General features: G+C 73.4%; 13 protein-coding genes. 3 read left to right on the forward strand and 10 right to left on the reverse strand.

What is annotated here, in order from left to right; translation table 11 throughout:
• Window position 1: 1 nt before the first annotated feature.
• From LG278_RS02360 to LG278_RS02370, 3 genes are read right to left on the reverse strand one after another with little or no spacing between them, the layout of a single operon-like run.
• Entirely contained in the window at window positions 2-1144 is a 1143-nt protein-coding gene (locus LG278_RS02360) for a hypothetical protein (RefSeq protein ID WP_404390552.1), read from the reverse strand.
• On the reverse strand, window positions 1144-1446 hold the full coding sequence (locus tag LG278_RS02365; protein ID WP_404390554.1) for a hypothetical protein: 303 nt from the start codon (window positions 1444-1446) through the stop codon (window positions 1144-1146). The genes LG278_RS02360 and LG278_RS02365 overlap by 1 nt, the downstream gene beginning before the upstream one ends.
• A gap of 2 nt (window positions 1447-1448) precedes the next feature.
• Window positions 1449-2144 carry a hypothetical protein gene (locus LG278_RS02370; protein WP_404390556.1) on the reverse strand — a complete coding sequence of 232 codons (696 nt, stop codon included), beginning with the start codon at window positions 2142-2144 and terminating at the stop codon, window positions 1449-1451.
• 302 nt (window positions 2145-2446) lie between these two features.
• Between LG278_RS02370 and LG278_RS02375 the strand changes: the two genes are divergently transcribed.
• Window positions 2447-3235, forward strand: coding sequence for a BTAD domain-containing putative transcriptional regulator (locus tag LG278_RS02375; RefSeq protein ID WP_404390558.1), 789 nt, complete (start codon window positions 2447-2449; stop codon window positions 3233-3235).
• A gap of 164 nt (window positions 3236-3399) precedes the next feature.
• Here LG278_RS02375 and LG278_RS02380 read toward each other — a convergent pair whose 3' ends face one another.
• On the reverse strand, window positions 3400-3978 hold the full coding sequence (locus LG278_RS02380) for a DoxX family protein (RefSeq protein ID WP_404390560.1): 579 nt from the start codon (window positions 3976-3978) through the stop codon (window positions 3400-3402).
• 207 nt (window positions 3979-4185) lie between these two features.
• Here LG278_RS02380 and LG278_RS02385 point away from each other — a divergent pair, with 207 nt between their 5' ends.
• Entirely contained in the window at window positions 4186-4965 is a 780-nt protein-coding gene (locus LG278_RS02385) for a cobalt-precorrin-6A reductase (RefSeq protein ID WP_404390562.1), read from the forward strand.
• Window positions 4962-6734 (forward strand): SulP family inorganic anion transporter, encoded by a 1773-nt coding sequence (locus tag LG278_RS02390; RefSeq protein ID WP_404390564.1) that lies wholly within the window; start codon window positions 4962-4964, stop codon window positions 6732-6734. The genes LG278_RS02385 and LG278_RS02390 overlap by 4 nt, the downstream gene beginning before the upstream one ends.
• A 275-nt stretch (window positions 6735-7009) precedes the next feature.
• On the opposite strand, the gene LG278_RS02395 is transcribed toward LG278_RS02390, so the two are convergent.
• The 6 genes from LG278_RS02395 to LG278_RS02420 are packed head-to-tail and all read right to left on the reverse strand — an operon-like array spanning window position 7010 to window position 14323.
• Window positions 7010-7975, reverse strand: coding sequence for a cobalamin biosynthesis protein (locus LG278_RS02395; RefSeq protein ID WP_404390566.1), 966 nt, complete (start codon window positions 7973-7975; stop codon window positions 7010-7012).
• On the reverse strand, window positions 7972-8976 hold the full coding sequence (gene cobA, locus LG278_RS02400) for a uroporphyrinogen-III C-methyltransferase (protein WP_404390568.1): 1005 nt from the start codon (window positions 8974-8976) through the stop codon (window positions 7972-7974). The genes LG278_RS02395 and cobA overlap by 4 nt, the downstream gene beginning before the upstream one ends.
• Complete coding sequence (cobC, locus tag LG278_RS02405; RefSeq protein ID WP_404390570.1) at window positions 8966-10015, reverse strand: Rv2231c family pyridoxal phosphate-dependent protein CobC; 1050 nt, start codon at window positions 10013-10015, stop codon at window positions 8966-8968. Before cobC ends, cobA begins: the two co-directional genes overlap by 11 nt.
• Window positions 10012-11499 carry a cobyrinate a,c-diamide synthase gene (locus tag LG278_RS02410; protein WP_404390572.1) on the reverse strand — a complete coding sequence of 496 codons (1488 nt, stop codon included), beginning with the start codon at window positions 11497-11499 and terminating at the stop codon, window positions 10012-10014. The genes cobC and LG278_RS02410 overlap by 4 nt, the downstream gene beginning before the upstream one ends.
• Window positions 11496-12110, reverse strand: coding sequence for a cob(I)yrinic acid a,c-diamide adenosyltransferase (gene cobO, locus LG278_RS02415; RefSeq protein WP_404393512.1), 615 nt, complete (start codon window positions 12108-12110; stop codon window positions 11496-11498). Before cobO ends, LG278_RS02410 begins: the two co-directional genes overlap by 4 nt.
• On the reverse strand, window positions 12107-14323 hold the full coding sequence (locus LG278_RS02420; RefSeq protein WP_404390574.1) for a VWA domain-containing protein: 2217 nt from the start codon (window positions 14321-14323) through the stop codon (window positions 12107-12109). Before LG278_RS02420 ends, cobO begins: the two co-directional genes overlap by 4 nt.
• Window positions 14324-14350: the final 27 nt, after the last annotated feature.

Consider the following 14350-nt stretch of genomic DNA (forward strand, 5'->3'; position numbering starts at 1 on the left):
GTCAGACCCTCACGATCGGGACGGTGGCGCCGTAGCCCTCACGGGCGAGGGTGAAGTCGGCCGTGTAGCTGCCGGGCCGCACGTGGTGAACGACCTGCTGGACGTACCAGAGCCCGTCGTTGGACCAGCCGGCCCCGCGCAGGCCGACGAGGCCGCGCGGACGCAGGACCGCGCCGTAGGAGCCGCCGTCGAGACTGCCGTTGGCGGTGACGCAGTTGACGCTGCGGTCGGTCATCGACTGCGCGCGGGCCAGGGCCGTCGTCGCCGGGAGCCCGGTGTCGCGGAACTGCCGGGTGCGCACGTCGGCCTGGTGCACCGCCCACACCGGCAGGGCGGCGAGCGGCGGCCGCAGCGAGCCCACGGTGCGCAGGGGCACGACGCTGCCGAGGCGCGAGTCCTGCACCTGGCCCTCGACGAGCTCCGGCCCGAGCACGTCCTCGCGGAAGGTGGGCGAGCCCGTCACGTTGGTGTCGGGTCCGAGGTCGACCGAGAGCGCCTTCTGCGGCAGGCCGACCCGCACCGGGGGGCCCCAGTAGAGCGTCGACAGGCCCGGCACCGGTCCGGGGCTGATGTAGCAGACGTAGCCGTGGTAGGCCGCGAGGGCCTGCAGGTGCGCGTAGTCGGTCGCCTGCTGGGTGGGGGTGCGCTCGATCGGCAGCGGGGGGTCGAGCACGGGCGGGGGGATGACCTGCGCGACGATGCCTCGCGCGAGGTAGGGCAGGGCGATGGCCTGCACCTGGAGGGCGTCGTCGAGGCCGATGTGCTCGGTCGTGACCTCGTGCCGGTCGAGCAGCAGCGACACGTCGTGGCCGGTGACCCGCAGCTCGGCGTGCCGCGAGGCGCTGCCCGGCGTCAGCTCGGTCTCAGTCACGATGCCGTCGAGCAGCACCTGCGGCACCGCTCCCATCGTGAGCAGCAGCACGACCCGGGCATTGGCGCGCAGCGGCGACGTCGTGAGCAGCGGGGTGTCGAAGGCGGCCGTCGGCCCCGACCGCCCTGCGTCGAGGGTGATGGTGAAGGCCGATCGCGCCCCGTCGGACTCGGTCACCGTCACCGAGCGCACCCGGGAGGTCACGTCGGGCGGCAGCGGGGTGGGCACCGTCGGTCCGGCGAGGACGGTGAGGTGCACACCGAGCAGCGACATCAGCCGGTCACCCCCGGCACGGGCACGACGATCTCGGTGCCGACCGCCTCGGCGTCGACGAGGTCGTCGGGGTCGAGGGCGGCGTTGGCGTCGCAGATCCGCCAGAAACCGAGGGGGTCCCCGGTGTAGCGGAAGCTGACCAGGTCGAGGCGGTCGTCGGGCACGACGAGGTGGCGGGCCAGCGTGCTGTGGTCGGCCGGGTCGGGTGGGAAGCGGCGGCGGTAGTGGCGCACGAGGCGGCGGGTGCCGTCGTCGGCGATGGCCTCGTAGGTCGTGGTTTCGACGTCGGAGTAGCGCGACACGGTCAGCCCCCGATCGAGACCGAGCCGCTGGCGGATCCGCCGGCTGCGCCACCGACGGCGCTCGCGGCCGCCCCGGCCACCGAGGCCACGGCCGCCACGGAGGCCATCGTCTCCTTGAGCACCTGGTGCACGAGGAAGAGGGCGAAGCCCGGATCGGTCGGTGACAGGTCGTTGTAGGACAGCACGTCGAGATTGACGTCGACGCTCGCCCGGATCGGCATGAGGCCGGTGTTGAAGGCCTGCTCGCGGATCGTGAGGCTCTCGACGCGCACCGGCACCACCCGCCCGGGGCCCCAGACCAGCACCGTCAGCGGAGCCTCCGGCGGCAGGACCTCGATCGTGCCGGCGAGGAGCAGGGCGGCGTTCGTCACGACGGTCACGGTGTTGGGATAGAGCAGCATCTCGAGGGTCGCGAGGCGTCCGGCGACCCCCATCGTCGCCGCCAGTGGGTCACCGCGCTCGAGACCGTCCGTCGCGTCGAGCTCGACCGTCATCGAGATGCTCTCGGTGGGCGCCCCCCAGATGCGGTGCGCGTCGGACGCCGAGCTGCCACCGCTCGGTGCGGCTCTCGGTCGGAGGCTGCGGGTGACCTCGTCGGGGTTGTACTGGAAGATCACCGTGCGGGCGAGCGGGCTCAGCGGGTCGACGGCGACGATCGCGCCCGGCATGGTGCGCGGGCTTCCCGGGAAGCTGCTCATGTCGGCGATGGTGCTCGGGTCACGTCACGTCGGTGTCACACCCCTGTCACGCCTGCCGCGACGAGCCGGTGTCCGGCCAACTCGGTGTGCGGCGGACTCGGCACGGGAGTGGGCGAGTTCTTGCGGACCGGCAGTGGGGCGCGCAGGAACGGCGTACCGTCGGAAACGGTGAGGTATCAGGCGCGCCCGCTGTGCGCTCTTGACCTGCACCACGGTTGACGCCCGGCGTGGGCGGCACGCAGTCTCCTGCGGCGACGTCGACCTCGGCGAGACGACCCGTGCGATGCGCAGGAGGTGACGTCGTGACAGAGCACTCGGGGGTGCGTCTGCCAGGGCCCAGGGCAACACCCGTCGTGTCGATCCGCCTGCTCGGCGCCTTCGCCGTCGAGGTCGACGGTCGACCCGTCGCACTTCCGGCGGGAGCGCAGCGACTCGTCGCGCTCCTCGCTCTGCGCGGTCGCACGGGCCGCAGCCGCCTGGCCGGTCTGCTCTGGTCGGGCACGACCGAGCACCGCGCGCTCGCGAGCCTGCGCACCGGCATCTGGCGCGTCAACCAGGCCGCGCCCGGACTCGTCGTCTCGGCGCACGGCATCGTCGAGCTCGGACTGACCGCCGATGTCGACGTGACCGACCTCATCGACGGGGCGCGCGCCGTGCTGCACGGCACGACCGACACGCTGGCCCCCGTCGACGGAGGGGTCGGGCCCGGCGAGCTGCTGCCCGACTGGGACGACCCGTGGCTCGACGCCGAGCGCGAGCGGCTCCACCAGCTGCGGCTGCACGTGCTCGAGGCGGCGGCCGGGCAGCTCGCCGAGCAGGGTCACTACGGCCTCGCCCTCGAGTCGGCGCTCGCGGCACTGCGCGCTGACGACCTGCGCGAGAGCGCCCACCGGGCCGTCATCTCGATCCACCTGGCCGAGGGCAACGTCGCCGAGGCGCGCCGTGCCTACGACCTGTGCCGCCGCACCTTCGTCGAGGAGCTCGGCATCGAGCCGTCGTCCGCCATCGCCGCGATGCTGGCCCGTGAGACCCGCGAGACCCCGGGCCACTCCCGGGGCACGCTCCACGCCGTGACCCGCTCCACGCCCTGACCGCGCCCCGACCGCGCGGTGGGGGGGCACACCAGGAAGGCGGCCCTTCCGGAGAAGGACCGCCTTGCTGTCGTCCTGACGGTGTCGTCGCCGTTGGCGAGTCACGTCTGGACGGTGGTGGTCGAGGGGAGTGAGTCCTGAGGACCCTCGACCACCGACCCGCATCACCTCAGGATGCCGTTACCGACGTGGCGGCCCCACCACTTGCCAAGTCCCCAGGTGTCCCCGGCGAGGGTCGCGGCCAGCACGCCGATGGCGAGGGCCTCGATCCAGTGGCTGTCGATGAGCGGGTTGGTCATACCCTCGGCGCCGAGGGGGAACTGGGCCAGGTACATGAGGAAGAGGAGCAGCGCGGCGGTCCAGGCGGCGATCTTGAGACCGGCGCCGGCGAGGAGGGCGATGCCGATGCCGAACAGGCCGGCCATGAACAGCCAGTCGGCCCACGGGCCGGCGATGTTCTTGAAGAACTCGGCGAACGGGCCCTCGGAGTTCTTCATGAAGCCCTGGGCGGGGGTGCCGCCGTTGACCCAGGCGCGGGCCGCGGGGGTCGCGTAGCCGAGGCCGAACATCTTGTCGAAGAACGGCCAGAGGAACATGAAGCCCATGGCGATGCGGAGGGCGGCGAGCAGCTTGCGAGCGACGCTCGAGCGGACGACCTCCTCCTGGTAGGTGACGACGCCGGTGGTCGGGTCGTGGGTCGAGGCGTCGGCTCTGTTGCGGCTGTCGCGGGGGAGGGTTGTCATCTTTCTCAACTCCAGAACTCAGGTGGGTTCCGGCAGCTTCTCTGTCGGTACTACACAGCGTAGTAGTAGGTGGTGCACAGCCGCCACCCAAACGAGTGTGATCTGGCAGTCATCCAGCCGACCCACCCGGCATACTCGTGCGCACGGCGACCCCGGCGCGGAGGACGGCTCCAGCGCACGTCGCGGCGGCACGGACGGGAGGCAGTCATGCGGGTGCTCGTCCTCGGTGGCACGGCGGAGGCCCGCGCCGTGGCCTCCCGCCTGCTCGACCGGGGAGACGACGTGGTCTCGAGCCTGGCCGGGCGGGTTACGTCGCCAGCCCTGCCCGTCGGCGACGTGCGCACCGGAGGCTTCGGTGGTGTCGAAGGTCTGCGCGACTTCGTTGTGACAGAGGGCTTCTCGGGCGTCATAGACGCGACACACCCCTTCGCCGCGCAGATCTCCGCCAACGCTGCAGCCGCCCTGGCGCCACTGCGCCAGCCGCTCGTGCGCCTGGCGCGGCCGGGCTGGGAGCACCACCCGCTCGCAGCACACTTCACCTGGGTCGCCGACGTGGCGGCGGCCCGTGACGTGGCAGGGGAGCTCGGCCGGCGTCCCTTCCTGACGTCGGGCCGCCAGCAGCTCGACACCTTCGCCCCGTGGTCCGACCGCTACGTGCTCGCCCGCGTCGTCGACCCGCCCGACTGGGTCGTGCCGGCGACGTGGGAGGTGCTCCGGGCTCGCGGCCCCTTCACCCTCGACGCCGAGCTCGCGCTCCTGCGCAGCCGAGACATCGACGTGCTCGTCACGAAGGACTCCGGCGGCCCGCTGACGGTGGCCAAGCTGGAGGCCGCGCACACGCTCGGCCTGCCCGTCGTGGTCGTGCGCCGACCACCCGAGCCCGTCGACGTCGCTGTGGTCGAGACGGTCGACGACGCCGTCTCGACCCTCGACGCCCTCGACGCCATGGGCGCCATCGACGACCGCGCGCGCGGGGTGCAGGCATGACGACGTCCCCGCCGGCCACCTGGGAGCGCTTCCTCCCTGGGGTTGCGGTGCTGCGGCGCTACGAGCGGGCGTGGCTGCGAGGTGACGTGCTCGCGGGAGTGACCGTGGCGGCCTACCTCGTGCCGCAGGTGCTCGCGTACGCCGAGGTCGCCGGGTTGCCGGCCATCGCCGGGCTGTGGGCCGTCGGGCCCGGACTGCTCGTCTACGCCGTGCTCGGGTCGTCGCGGCAGCTGTCGGTCGGCCCCGAGTCGACGACCGCGCTCATGACGGCGGCGGGCGTCGGCGCGATCGTCACCGCGTCCGGCGGTCTCGTGGCGCGGGAGGAGGTGGCGGCCCTGCTCGCCATCGCCGTCGGCGTCGTCTGCCTCATCGGCTGGGTCTCGCGTCTGGGGTTCCTCTCCGAGCTGCTGTCGAAGCCCGTGCTCGTGGGCTACATGGCCGGCATCGCCGCGCTCATGATCGTCAGCCAGCTCGGCAAGGTGACCGGCATCGAGGTCGAGGGCGACTCTTTCCTCCAGGAGCTGAGGTATGCCGTCACGCACCTCGCCGAGGTGCACGTGCCGACGCTCGTGCTCTCCCTTCTCGTGCTCGCCGTGCTGCTCCTCCTCCAGCGGCTCCGGCCGACGTGGCCGACCCCCCTCATCGGCATGCTCGGTGCGACCCTGGTCGTCTCCGTGACCGGGCTCGCCGAGACGAGCGGCATCGAGCTCGTCGGCCCTGTGCCACAAGGACTTCCGCCCTTCTCGGTGCCGACCTTCACCGAGGTCGACCTGTGGCAGCTCGCGCCGGCGGCGCTCGGTGTCGCCATCGTGGGCTACTCCGACAACGTGCTCACCGCCCGCGCGTTCGCCGCGCGCCACCGCGAGACCATCGACAGCAACCAGGAGTTCCTCGGGCTGGGTGCGGCGAACATCGGGGCGGGGCTCGTGCAGGGCTTCCCGATCAGCTCGAGCGGCAGCCGCACCGTCATCGCCGACAACCTCGGCGCCCGCACCCAGCTGCACTCGCTCGTCTCGCTCCTCCTCGTCATCGCAACGCTGCTGTGGCTCGGGCCGCTCATCGCGCTCTTCCCGCTCGCCGCCCTCGGGGCCGTCGTCGTCTATGCCGCGCTGCGACTCATCGACATCGCCGAGCTGCGCCGCTTCGCCGCCTTCCGGCGCAGCGAGCTCGTGCTCGCGCTGTCGACGACGGCGGCGGTGCTGCTCTTCGGGGTGCTCCCGGGCATCGGCGTGGCCATCGCGCTGTCGGTGCTTGACCTGCTGCGGCGGATCGTCCACCCGCACGACGGGGTGCTCGGCTACGTGCCGGGCATTGCCGGCATGCACGACATCGACGACCACCCCCGCTCGGTGCAGGTGCCGGGGCTCGTCGTCTATCGCTACGACTCGCCGCTCTTCTTCGCCAACGCCGACGACTTCCTCACGCGGGCCCGCCGAGCGGTCGCCGACGCCCAGAGCGCCGCGCCGGTCGAGTGGCTCCTGCTCAACGCCGAGGCGATCAGCGAGATCGACCTGACCGCGATCGATGCGCTCGAGGAGCTGCGCCGGGGCCTGTCCGACGAGGGCATCGTCCTCGCGATGGCGCGCGTCAAGCAGGACCTGCGCAGCTCGCTCGAGGCCGGCGGCCTCGTCCAGGCCGTCGGCGACGACCGCATCTTCCCCACCCTGCCGGCGGCCGTCGTCGCGTATGCCGAGTGGTACGAACGCCATCACGGCGCCCCGCCGCCGGGGCTGACGATCCCCCCGGTCCCCCCGACACCCGCAGGCTGAGCACGACTGTCGCACAGGCCTGCTCAGGTGGGACGGAACGGGCCCGGGGAAGATCAGGTCGAGTGCCCACTTTCTGACGCCGAATCTGCGTCGAGTGCCCACTTTCCGACGCATTTCCTGTCGGGAATTGAGCACTCGATGGGGTGGATCAGGTCGAGTGCCCACTTTCCGACGCCGAATCTGCGTCGAGTGCCCACTTCCCGACGCCAGATCAGGTCGAGTGCCCACTTTCCGACGCCAGCTCCTGTCGGGAATTGAGCACTCGATGTGGTGGATCAGGTCGAGTGCCCAGTTCCCGCCGCCCCTCTCCGTCCAGTGGTGAGTGCGGCGAGGGCGACGGCGGTGAGGGCGGCGCCGGCCGAGACGCGTCGGGCGAGCCGTCGGGCCCGTGCGATGTGGCGGACGGTGGCCGGCGGACCGGACGCCAGGGTGCCGCGGTGCTCGACGCGCCCGTCGTAGGCGTTCGACCCGCCCAGGCGCACCCCGAGCATCCCGGCGAAGGCGGCCTCGACCACCCCGCCGTTCGGGCTCGGATGAGCCGGAGCGTCGCGCCGGATCGCCTGCAGTGCCGCTGACCCGTCACCGACCCCGACCCCGGGGCCGGCCACGATCGCCAGTGCCGCGGCAACCCGTGCTGGCACCCAGTTGACGAGATCGTCGAGTCGCGCTGCCGCCCAGCCGAACTCGGCATAACGCGGGCTACGGTGGCCGATCATCGCGTCGAGGGTGTTGATCGCGCGATAGCCGAGCAGGCCCGGCACGCCGGCGACGGCTCCCCAGAGCAACGGTGCCACGACGGCGTCAGACGCGTTCTCTGCCACGGACTCGATGCAGGCGCGGGCCACCTCGTCGGCGTCGAGCCTCGTGGTGTCGCGACCGACGAGGTTGCGCACCTGCACCCGTGCCGCGACCACATCCCCTGCGGCGAGCTGTCGCTCGATGGTCGCCGCCTCCCGGGTCAGGGAGCGACCACCGAGCACCGCCCAGGTGGCAGCGGCGGTCACGAGCGTGTGGGCCAGCGGCCGCCCGCGCGTCACGCGCTCCGCGAGGCTTCCGGTCGCGACGACGGCCCCCAGCAGCAGCGCGACGTGGGCCGCGCCCGGAGCCCGCCGTGCGGCATACGTGCGATGCTCCAGGGCCTTTGCGGCAGAGCCGAATCCGGCGACGGGGTGCCAGCGGCGCGGGTCGCCGAGGGCCTGGTCGGCCGCCCAGCCGAGTGCCAGGCCGAGCGCGCGGCTCACGGGCCTGCGAGCACGTCGAGAGCCGCCACCGCGCCGACGACCGCGACCGCAGGGGCGCCGATCCCCTCCGAGACGCACACCTCGGCGATGCGAGACAGCGGGGCTCGCACCGACCGCATGCTCGGCAGGCCCGCGTCGGCGACCACGGCCGCAGGCGTGTCCGGGGGGAGGCCGTGGACCGTGAGCTCGTCGGCGATGGCGCCGAGGGTGGCCACCCCCATGAGCACGACGATGGTCGTGTTGGAGCGGGCGATGGCCCCCCAGTCGAGCGTGCTGCGCGGGTCGCCGGGTGGCACGTGGCCACTGACGACCGTGAAGCCCTGCACGAGCGCCCGGTGCGTGACGGGGATGCCGGCGAGCGCGGGTGCTGCGATGCTCGACGACACGCCCGGCACGACGACGACGGGGATGCCCGCCTCGGCACACGCCTCGGCCTCCTCACCGCCACGACCGAAGACGAAGTTGTCGCCGCCCTTGAGCCGCAGCACATCCCGGCCGGCGAGCGCGTGCTCGACGAGCACCGCGTTGATCGTCTCCTGCGGCGTGAAGTCGCCGCGCGGGATCTTGCCGACGTCGATGACGACGGCATCGGCTCGCGCATGTCTCAGCGCGTCGAGCGGGGCCAGCCGGTCGTGCACGATGACCTCCGCCGTGCGGATCGCCTCGAGACCGGCCACCGTCAGCAGCCCCGGGTCACCCAGACCACCGCCGACGAGCGTCACCCTGCCGGCCGGCCGCCCGCTCGCCTCGGGGGCCATCGCGGGCGTCGCGTCAGCCCGGGCCCGGATGACGACGTCGTATGCCGCGTGGTCGGCGTCCGTCGTCCGCGTGACCAGTCCTCGCTGCACGAGGTCGTCGAGCGTTGCGCCGATCGTCGCTGCGGGGGCGTCGATGGTCACGTGCGCGCCTCCCCGCAGCAGCGAGTGCACGGCTCCGGCAGTGCCGGCGTCGGTGCCGACGAGGAGCACGCGGCGCCCCCGGAAGGTCAGCTCAGGCGACATGACGACCTCCGAGCCGGCCGAGAGCGCCTGAGACCCGGCGGGAGGTGAGCGGGTCGCGCACGGCGAGGCGGATCCACGTCGGTCCCAGGCCCGGGAAGCTCTCACCGCGCCGCACGGCGAAGCCCAGCGCGGCAAGCGCCTCGCGAGCCGACTCCGGTCCGAGCGCACTGGTGTCGACGAGCACGAAGGGCGCCCGGGACGGCACGGGGGCCAGGCCCACCGCCCTCAGTTCCTCGACGAGCACCTCACGGTGACAAGCGATCTCGAGCGCCGCCGCCTCAGCCTCGGCAAGGCCTCGCGCAGAGAGACACGCGACCGTGGCAGACAGCGCCGGCGACGACACCGACCACGGTGGCTGCACGGCTCGCAGGGCACTGACCAGGGCGGGGTCACCGACGACGTAGCCGGCGCGCAGACCCGCGAGGCCCCACGTCTTGGTCAGCGACCGCAGCACGAGCAGGCCCTCGAGGTCGCCGCCGACGAGCGACTCGGTCTCGCCCGGCACGGCGTCCATGAAGGCCTCGTCGACGACGAGCACCCGTCCGGGCCGCCGCAGAGCGAGCAGGTCGGAGCGGCGGTGCAGCACGCCGGTGGGGTTCGTCGGGTTGCCGACGAGGAGCAGGTCGCAGTTCGCGCCGACGCCCCCTGCCGCAAAGGCACCGGGGTTGAGCGCGAAGCCGTCGCCGGCCTCGAGCAGGTGGCGACGCACCGGCCGTCCCGCGCTGACGAGTGCCGCCTCCGGCTCGGTGAACTGCGGGTGCACGACCCACGGCTCGGCCCCGGTGACCGCGCGGGCGACGAGCGTGAAGGCCTCGGCGCCACCCGCGGTCGGCAGCACCGACTCCTCCGGCACACCGTGGCGTCGGGAGATGGCTCGGGTCGCAGCGCGCGGGTCGGGATAGCTGCCGAGGTCTGCGACCGCGCGGACGATCGCCTCGGCGATCCACGGTGGGGGCCCGGGCAGGCGCACGTTGACCGCGAGGTCGACCAGACCGGCCGCCGTGTCCTGGTCGCCGTGGTGGTGCAGATCGACGGTCATGCCGTGGCCTCCTCGCGCACGAGCAGTCCGGCGCGGGTGTGCACCGCGGCAGCGAATCGCCGGGCCAGCTCAGGATGCCCCGCCCAGTGGGTGTGCAGGTAGGACGTGTGGAGCGTAGCGCCGCCCGTGCCCGCCGGGTCGAGTGCGAAGCCGTCGGCCACGCCGTCGAGCAGCCACCCCGAGGCCGTATGCTGCGTGGCACCGCCACCGGTGTCGGGCGTGGGCACGCACGTGGTGCGGTGGAACTCGTGGCCCGTGACCCGCTGGCCCGACGCCGCGAGCACCGAGTCGGTCGTGGCGATCGCCGAGCGATAGCCGATCGTCAGGCGTGCCCCCATCGTCGCCATGGCGGGCACGGCGCCGACCATCGGCACACCGTCGACCGACTCGCAGAGATAGACGAGACCGCCGCACTCGGCGATCGTGGGCATGCCGTCCGCCACGGCCGCGCGCAGGGCCGAGCGGAGCGAGGTGTTGGCGCTCAGGGCTGCCGCGTGCACCTCAGGGAAGCCACCGCCGACGATGAGGCCGCAGGTGCCGGGGGGCAGGTCGCGGTCGGTCATCGGGTCGAAGGCCACCGTCTCGAGACCGGCAGCGTGCAGCAGCTCGTCGGTCTCGGCATACCGGAAGGTGAAGGCGGGCCCCGCTGCGACGGCCACGACGGGTCGCGGTGTGCTGGACCGGGCTGCGCGTCCGAGTGCCCTGATGGGGAGTGCACCGATGGCCTGACTCGGGTCCCATGGACGTGCCGCGAGCTCGGGAGCCGACCGGGCGATCTCGAGCACGGCGTCGAGGTCGACGTTGTCGGCGATGAGTGCCGCGAGCCGGTCGACGGCAGCACCGGCCTCTTCCCGCTCCTGCACCGGCACGAGACCGAGGTGGCGCGAGGGTGCGCTCACCGCCTGGTCACGCGGCAACGCGCCGAGCACCGGCACGCCGGTGGCCTCGAGCGCCGACCGGGCCTCGCGCAGGTGCCGCTCCGAGCCGGCCCGGTTGAGCACGACACCGGCCACGCGGACCGTCGGGTCGAAGGTGGCGAGCCCGTGCACGATCGCGGCTGCCGTGCGGGTCGTGTTGCCGATGTCGACCGCGAGCACGACCGGGGTACGGGTGAGGGCGGCCACGTGCGCCGTCGAGCCGAAGCCGTCGCCGCCGAGGCGCCCGTCGAAGAGCCCCATGACGCCCTCGATCACGGCGACGTCGGTGTGGCCATGGGCTCGCGCGGCGTGCAGCAGCAGCGGCTCGACGAGTTCCTCGCCGCAGAGCACCGGGTCGAGGTTGCGCCCGGGGCGTCCGGTGGCGAGGGCGTGGTAGCCCGGGTCGATGAAGTCAGGCCCGACCTTGAGGCCGCCGACGGCCTGCCCGGCAGCGCGCAGGGCGGCCATGAGACCCGTGGCGACCGTCGTCTTGCCGTGGCCCGAGCCGGGCGCCGCGACGACGACACGGGGCAGCTGCGTGCGAGGCGGATCGGTGGCGGCGGTCACCACTCGATCCCCCTCTGGCCCTTCTGGCCGTCGTCGAAGGGGTGCTTGACCTTGGTCATCTCCGTCACGAGGTCGGCGAGCTCGAGCACCTCTGCGGGGCAACGCCGCCCGGTGATGACGACGTGCTGGTGACCGGGCCGGTCGCGCAGCGTCGACACGACGTCATCGACGTCGACCCAGCCCCACACCATCGGATAGGTGAACTCGTCGAGGACATAGAGACCGTGCGCCTGCGCCGCCAGCCGACGCTTGATCTCCGTCCACCCCTCGCGGGCCGCCTCGGCATGGTCGGCCTCGGTGCCCTCCTTGCGGGCCCACGACCACCCGGCCCCCATCTTGTGCCACTCCATCGGCCCGCCGAGACCGGTGCGCTCGTGCAGGTCACCGAGGGTCTCGACCGCGGTCTGCTCGCCGATGCGCCACTTCGCGCTCTTGACGAACTGGAAGACCCCGACCGACCACCCCTGGTTCCACCCGCGCAGGGCGAGCCCGAAGGCAGCGGTCGACTTCCCCTTGCCGTTGCCGGTGTGCACCATGACGAGCGGCCTGTTGCGGCGCTGGCGAGTGGTCAGCCCGTCATCGGGCACGGTCATCGGCTGACCCTGCATCAGGCCACTCTCCTTGCGGCAGAGCCGTGCTCGCGGCCGGGCCGCGCCACAGCGACGATCGCGGAGGCCGCGAGCTCCCCGACCGGCAGGTGCTGGGCGCCGAGCTGGTGGGCGAGCCGCGCTGCGAGCCCGAGCCGGAAGCGGCCGGCCTCGCAGTCGAGCACGACGGCGTCGACGGCGTCGCGGCGCAGGTGACCTGCCACGGTGGCCGCGCGGCCGACGGCGTCGGGGCCGCTCGTCGCCCGCCCGTCTGTGACGACGACGAGCAGGGCTCGCCGGTGCGGGTCGCGCAGCCGCTCGACACGGAGCGTGTCGTATGCCGTGAGGAGCCCTTCGGCGAGCGGCGTGCGTCCGCCGTGGGCCAGGTCGGTGAGCCGGCGGGCAGCCACGTCGACCGAGCCCGTCGGCGGCAGCGTCAGCTGGGCGCCGTCGCCGCGGAAGGTGACGAGCCCGACCTTGTCGCGCCGTCGGTAGGCGTCGAGCAGGAGGGAGAGCACGGCCGACTTGACGGCCTCCATCCGCTTGCGGGCGGCCATCGAGCCGGAGGCATCGACGCAGAGCAGCACGAGGTTGGACTCCTTGCCCTGCAGGACGGAGCGGCGCAGGTCGGCCGCTCGCACACGCAGCGCGCGGGAGGAGGGGGCGGCCGCGCCGTGATCGGGTCGCGCGTGGCGGGCCGCGGCGTTGCGGATCGTCGCCGGCAGGTGCACGGGCCCGCTCGGTGCCGAGGTGGCTCCGATGCGCCGACCCGAGCTCGTCACCGCCGGCGAGCGGCGCCCGACGTCACCCCGTCCGAGGCCCCGGGCCCGGAGCAAGCGTGCGCGGAAGGGATTGGCGGGGGTGCTGACACCGGCTGCCTGCACACCTCCCCGCCGTTGGCGGGGCTCGTCGGACTCGGCGGGATCGCCCGAGGCGCCGGAGTCGCCGGAGTCGCTGGAGTCGCCGGGATGGTCGTCGGACGGCTCGTCGGGCCCGGCCGTCTCGCCGGCCCCCCGGGGTGCGTCGCCCCAGGGGCGACCGTCCCCGTCCGTCGACGCGCCACTTCGGTCACCAGCATCTCCAGCGTCGCCGTCAGGGCCGTCCCTGTCCCCAGGGCCGGGGCCACGGTCAGGCTCCGGGTCAGGCTCGGGTTCAGGATCGGGGTCGGGCTCCGTCTCCGGGTCGTCCCCGAGGAGCGCGTCGAGCAGGTCCTCGTCGAGGCCGGGGGAGTCGAAGGGGTTGCGGCGACGCCGGTGCGGCAGGGCCAGCCGTGCGGCGGTGCGCACATCGGCGAGGGTCACCTCGGCGCGCCCCGACCACGCCGCATGCGCCACGGCCGCGCGCGCTGTGACGATGTCGGCTCGCAGGCCGTCGACCTCGAATCCCGCACACACGTGGGCGATCCGCTCCAGCACGGCGTCGGGCAGGGCGACGTCAGCGACTCGCGCACGCGCCGTGGCGATGCGTTGGCGCAGTGCCTCCTGCTCGTCACCGAAGCGCGCGGCGAAGGCGGCCGGGTCCGCGTCGAAGGCCATCCGTCGGCGCACCACCTCGGCTCGCGGCGAGGGATCGCGCGGCGCGGCGACCTCGACGGTGAGGCCGAAGCGGTCGAGCAGCTGCGGCCGCAGCTCACCCTCCTCCGGGTTCATCGTGCCGACGAGCACGATGCGGGCCGCGTGCGTCACGGACACCCCGTCGCGCTCGACGGTGTTGCGCCCCATCGCCGCCGCGTCGAGCAGCAGGTCGACGAGGTGGTCGTGCAGCAGGTTGACCTCGTCGACATAGAGCAGGCCGCGGTGCGCGGCAGCGAGCAGCCCTGGCTGGTAGGCCGTTTCGCCGCGTGCCAGGGCCCGCTCGAGGTCGAGTGAGCCCACGACGCGGTCCTCCGTCGCCCCGATCGGCAGCTCGACGAGTCGGGCCTCGCGGGTCGTGACCCCGCCGACGCGGTCGTGGGGTCCGTCGGGACAGGACCCCGCGGCATACGTCGTCGGGTCGTCGGGGTCGCAGCCGTAGCGGCAGCCCGCGACGACCGACTGCTGCGGCAGCACGGCGGCGAGACCGCGCACCATCGTCGACTTCGCGGTGCCCTTCTCGCCGCGCACGAGCACGCCCCCCACCTCCGGCGACACGGAGGTGAGCACGAGCGCGAGGGCCAGGTCGTCGGAGCCGACGACGGCCGTGAAGGGGAAGGTGGCGGGACCCCGCGGGTGCGTGGGGTCGTTCGAGCCGTCGTCCATGTGGATCCTCCTGCGGGTGCCTCGCCC

This window comes from Humibacillus xanthopallidus (assembly GCF_044793955.1).
GTDB classification, from domain to species: Bacteria; Actinomycetota; Actinomycetes; order Actinomycetales; family Dermatophilaceae; genus Humibacillus; species Humibacillus xanthopallidus_C.

What these genes read in the sequence shown, in the direction of transcription:
- LG278_RS02360 (WP_404390552.1), bottom strand. Translation starts at nt 1,144, where the DNA reads ATGTCGCTGCTCGGTGTGCACCTCACCGTCCTCGCCGGACCGACGGTG.
- LG278_RS02370 (WP_404390556.1), bottom strand. Translation starts at nt 2,144, where the DNA reads ATGAGCAGCTTCCCGGGAAGCCCGCGCACCATGCCGGGCGCGATCGTC.
- LG278_RS02380 (WP_404390560.1), bottom strand. Translation starts at nt 3,978, where the DNA reads ATGACAACCCTCCCCCGCGACAGCCGCAACAGAGCCGACGCCTCGACC.
- LG278_RS02385 (WP_404390562.1), top strand. Translation starts at nt 4,186, where the DNA reads ATGCGGGTGCTCGTCCTCGGTGGCACGGCGGAGGCCCGCGCCGTGGCC.
- LG278_RS02390 (WP_404390564.1), top strand. Translation starts at nt 4,962, where the DNA reads ATGACGACGTCCCCGCCGGCCACCTGGGAGCGCTTCCTCCCTGGGGTT.
- cobA (WP_404390568.1), bottom strand. Translation starts at nt 8,976, where the DNA reads ATGTCGCCTGAGCTGACCTTCCGGGGGCGCCGCGTGCTCCTCGTCGGC.
- cobC (WP_404390570.1), bottom strand. Translation starts at nt 10,015, where the DNA reads ATGACCGTCGATCTGCACCACCACGGCGACCAGGACACGGCGGCCGGT.
- LG278_RS02420 (WP_404390574.1), bottom strand. Translation starts at nt 14,323, where the DNA reads ATGGACGACGGCTCGAACGACCCCACGCACCCGCGGGGTCCCGCCACC.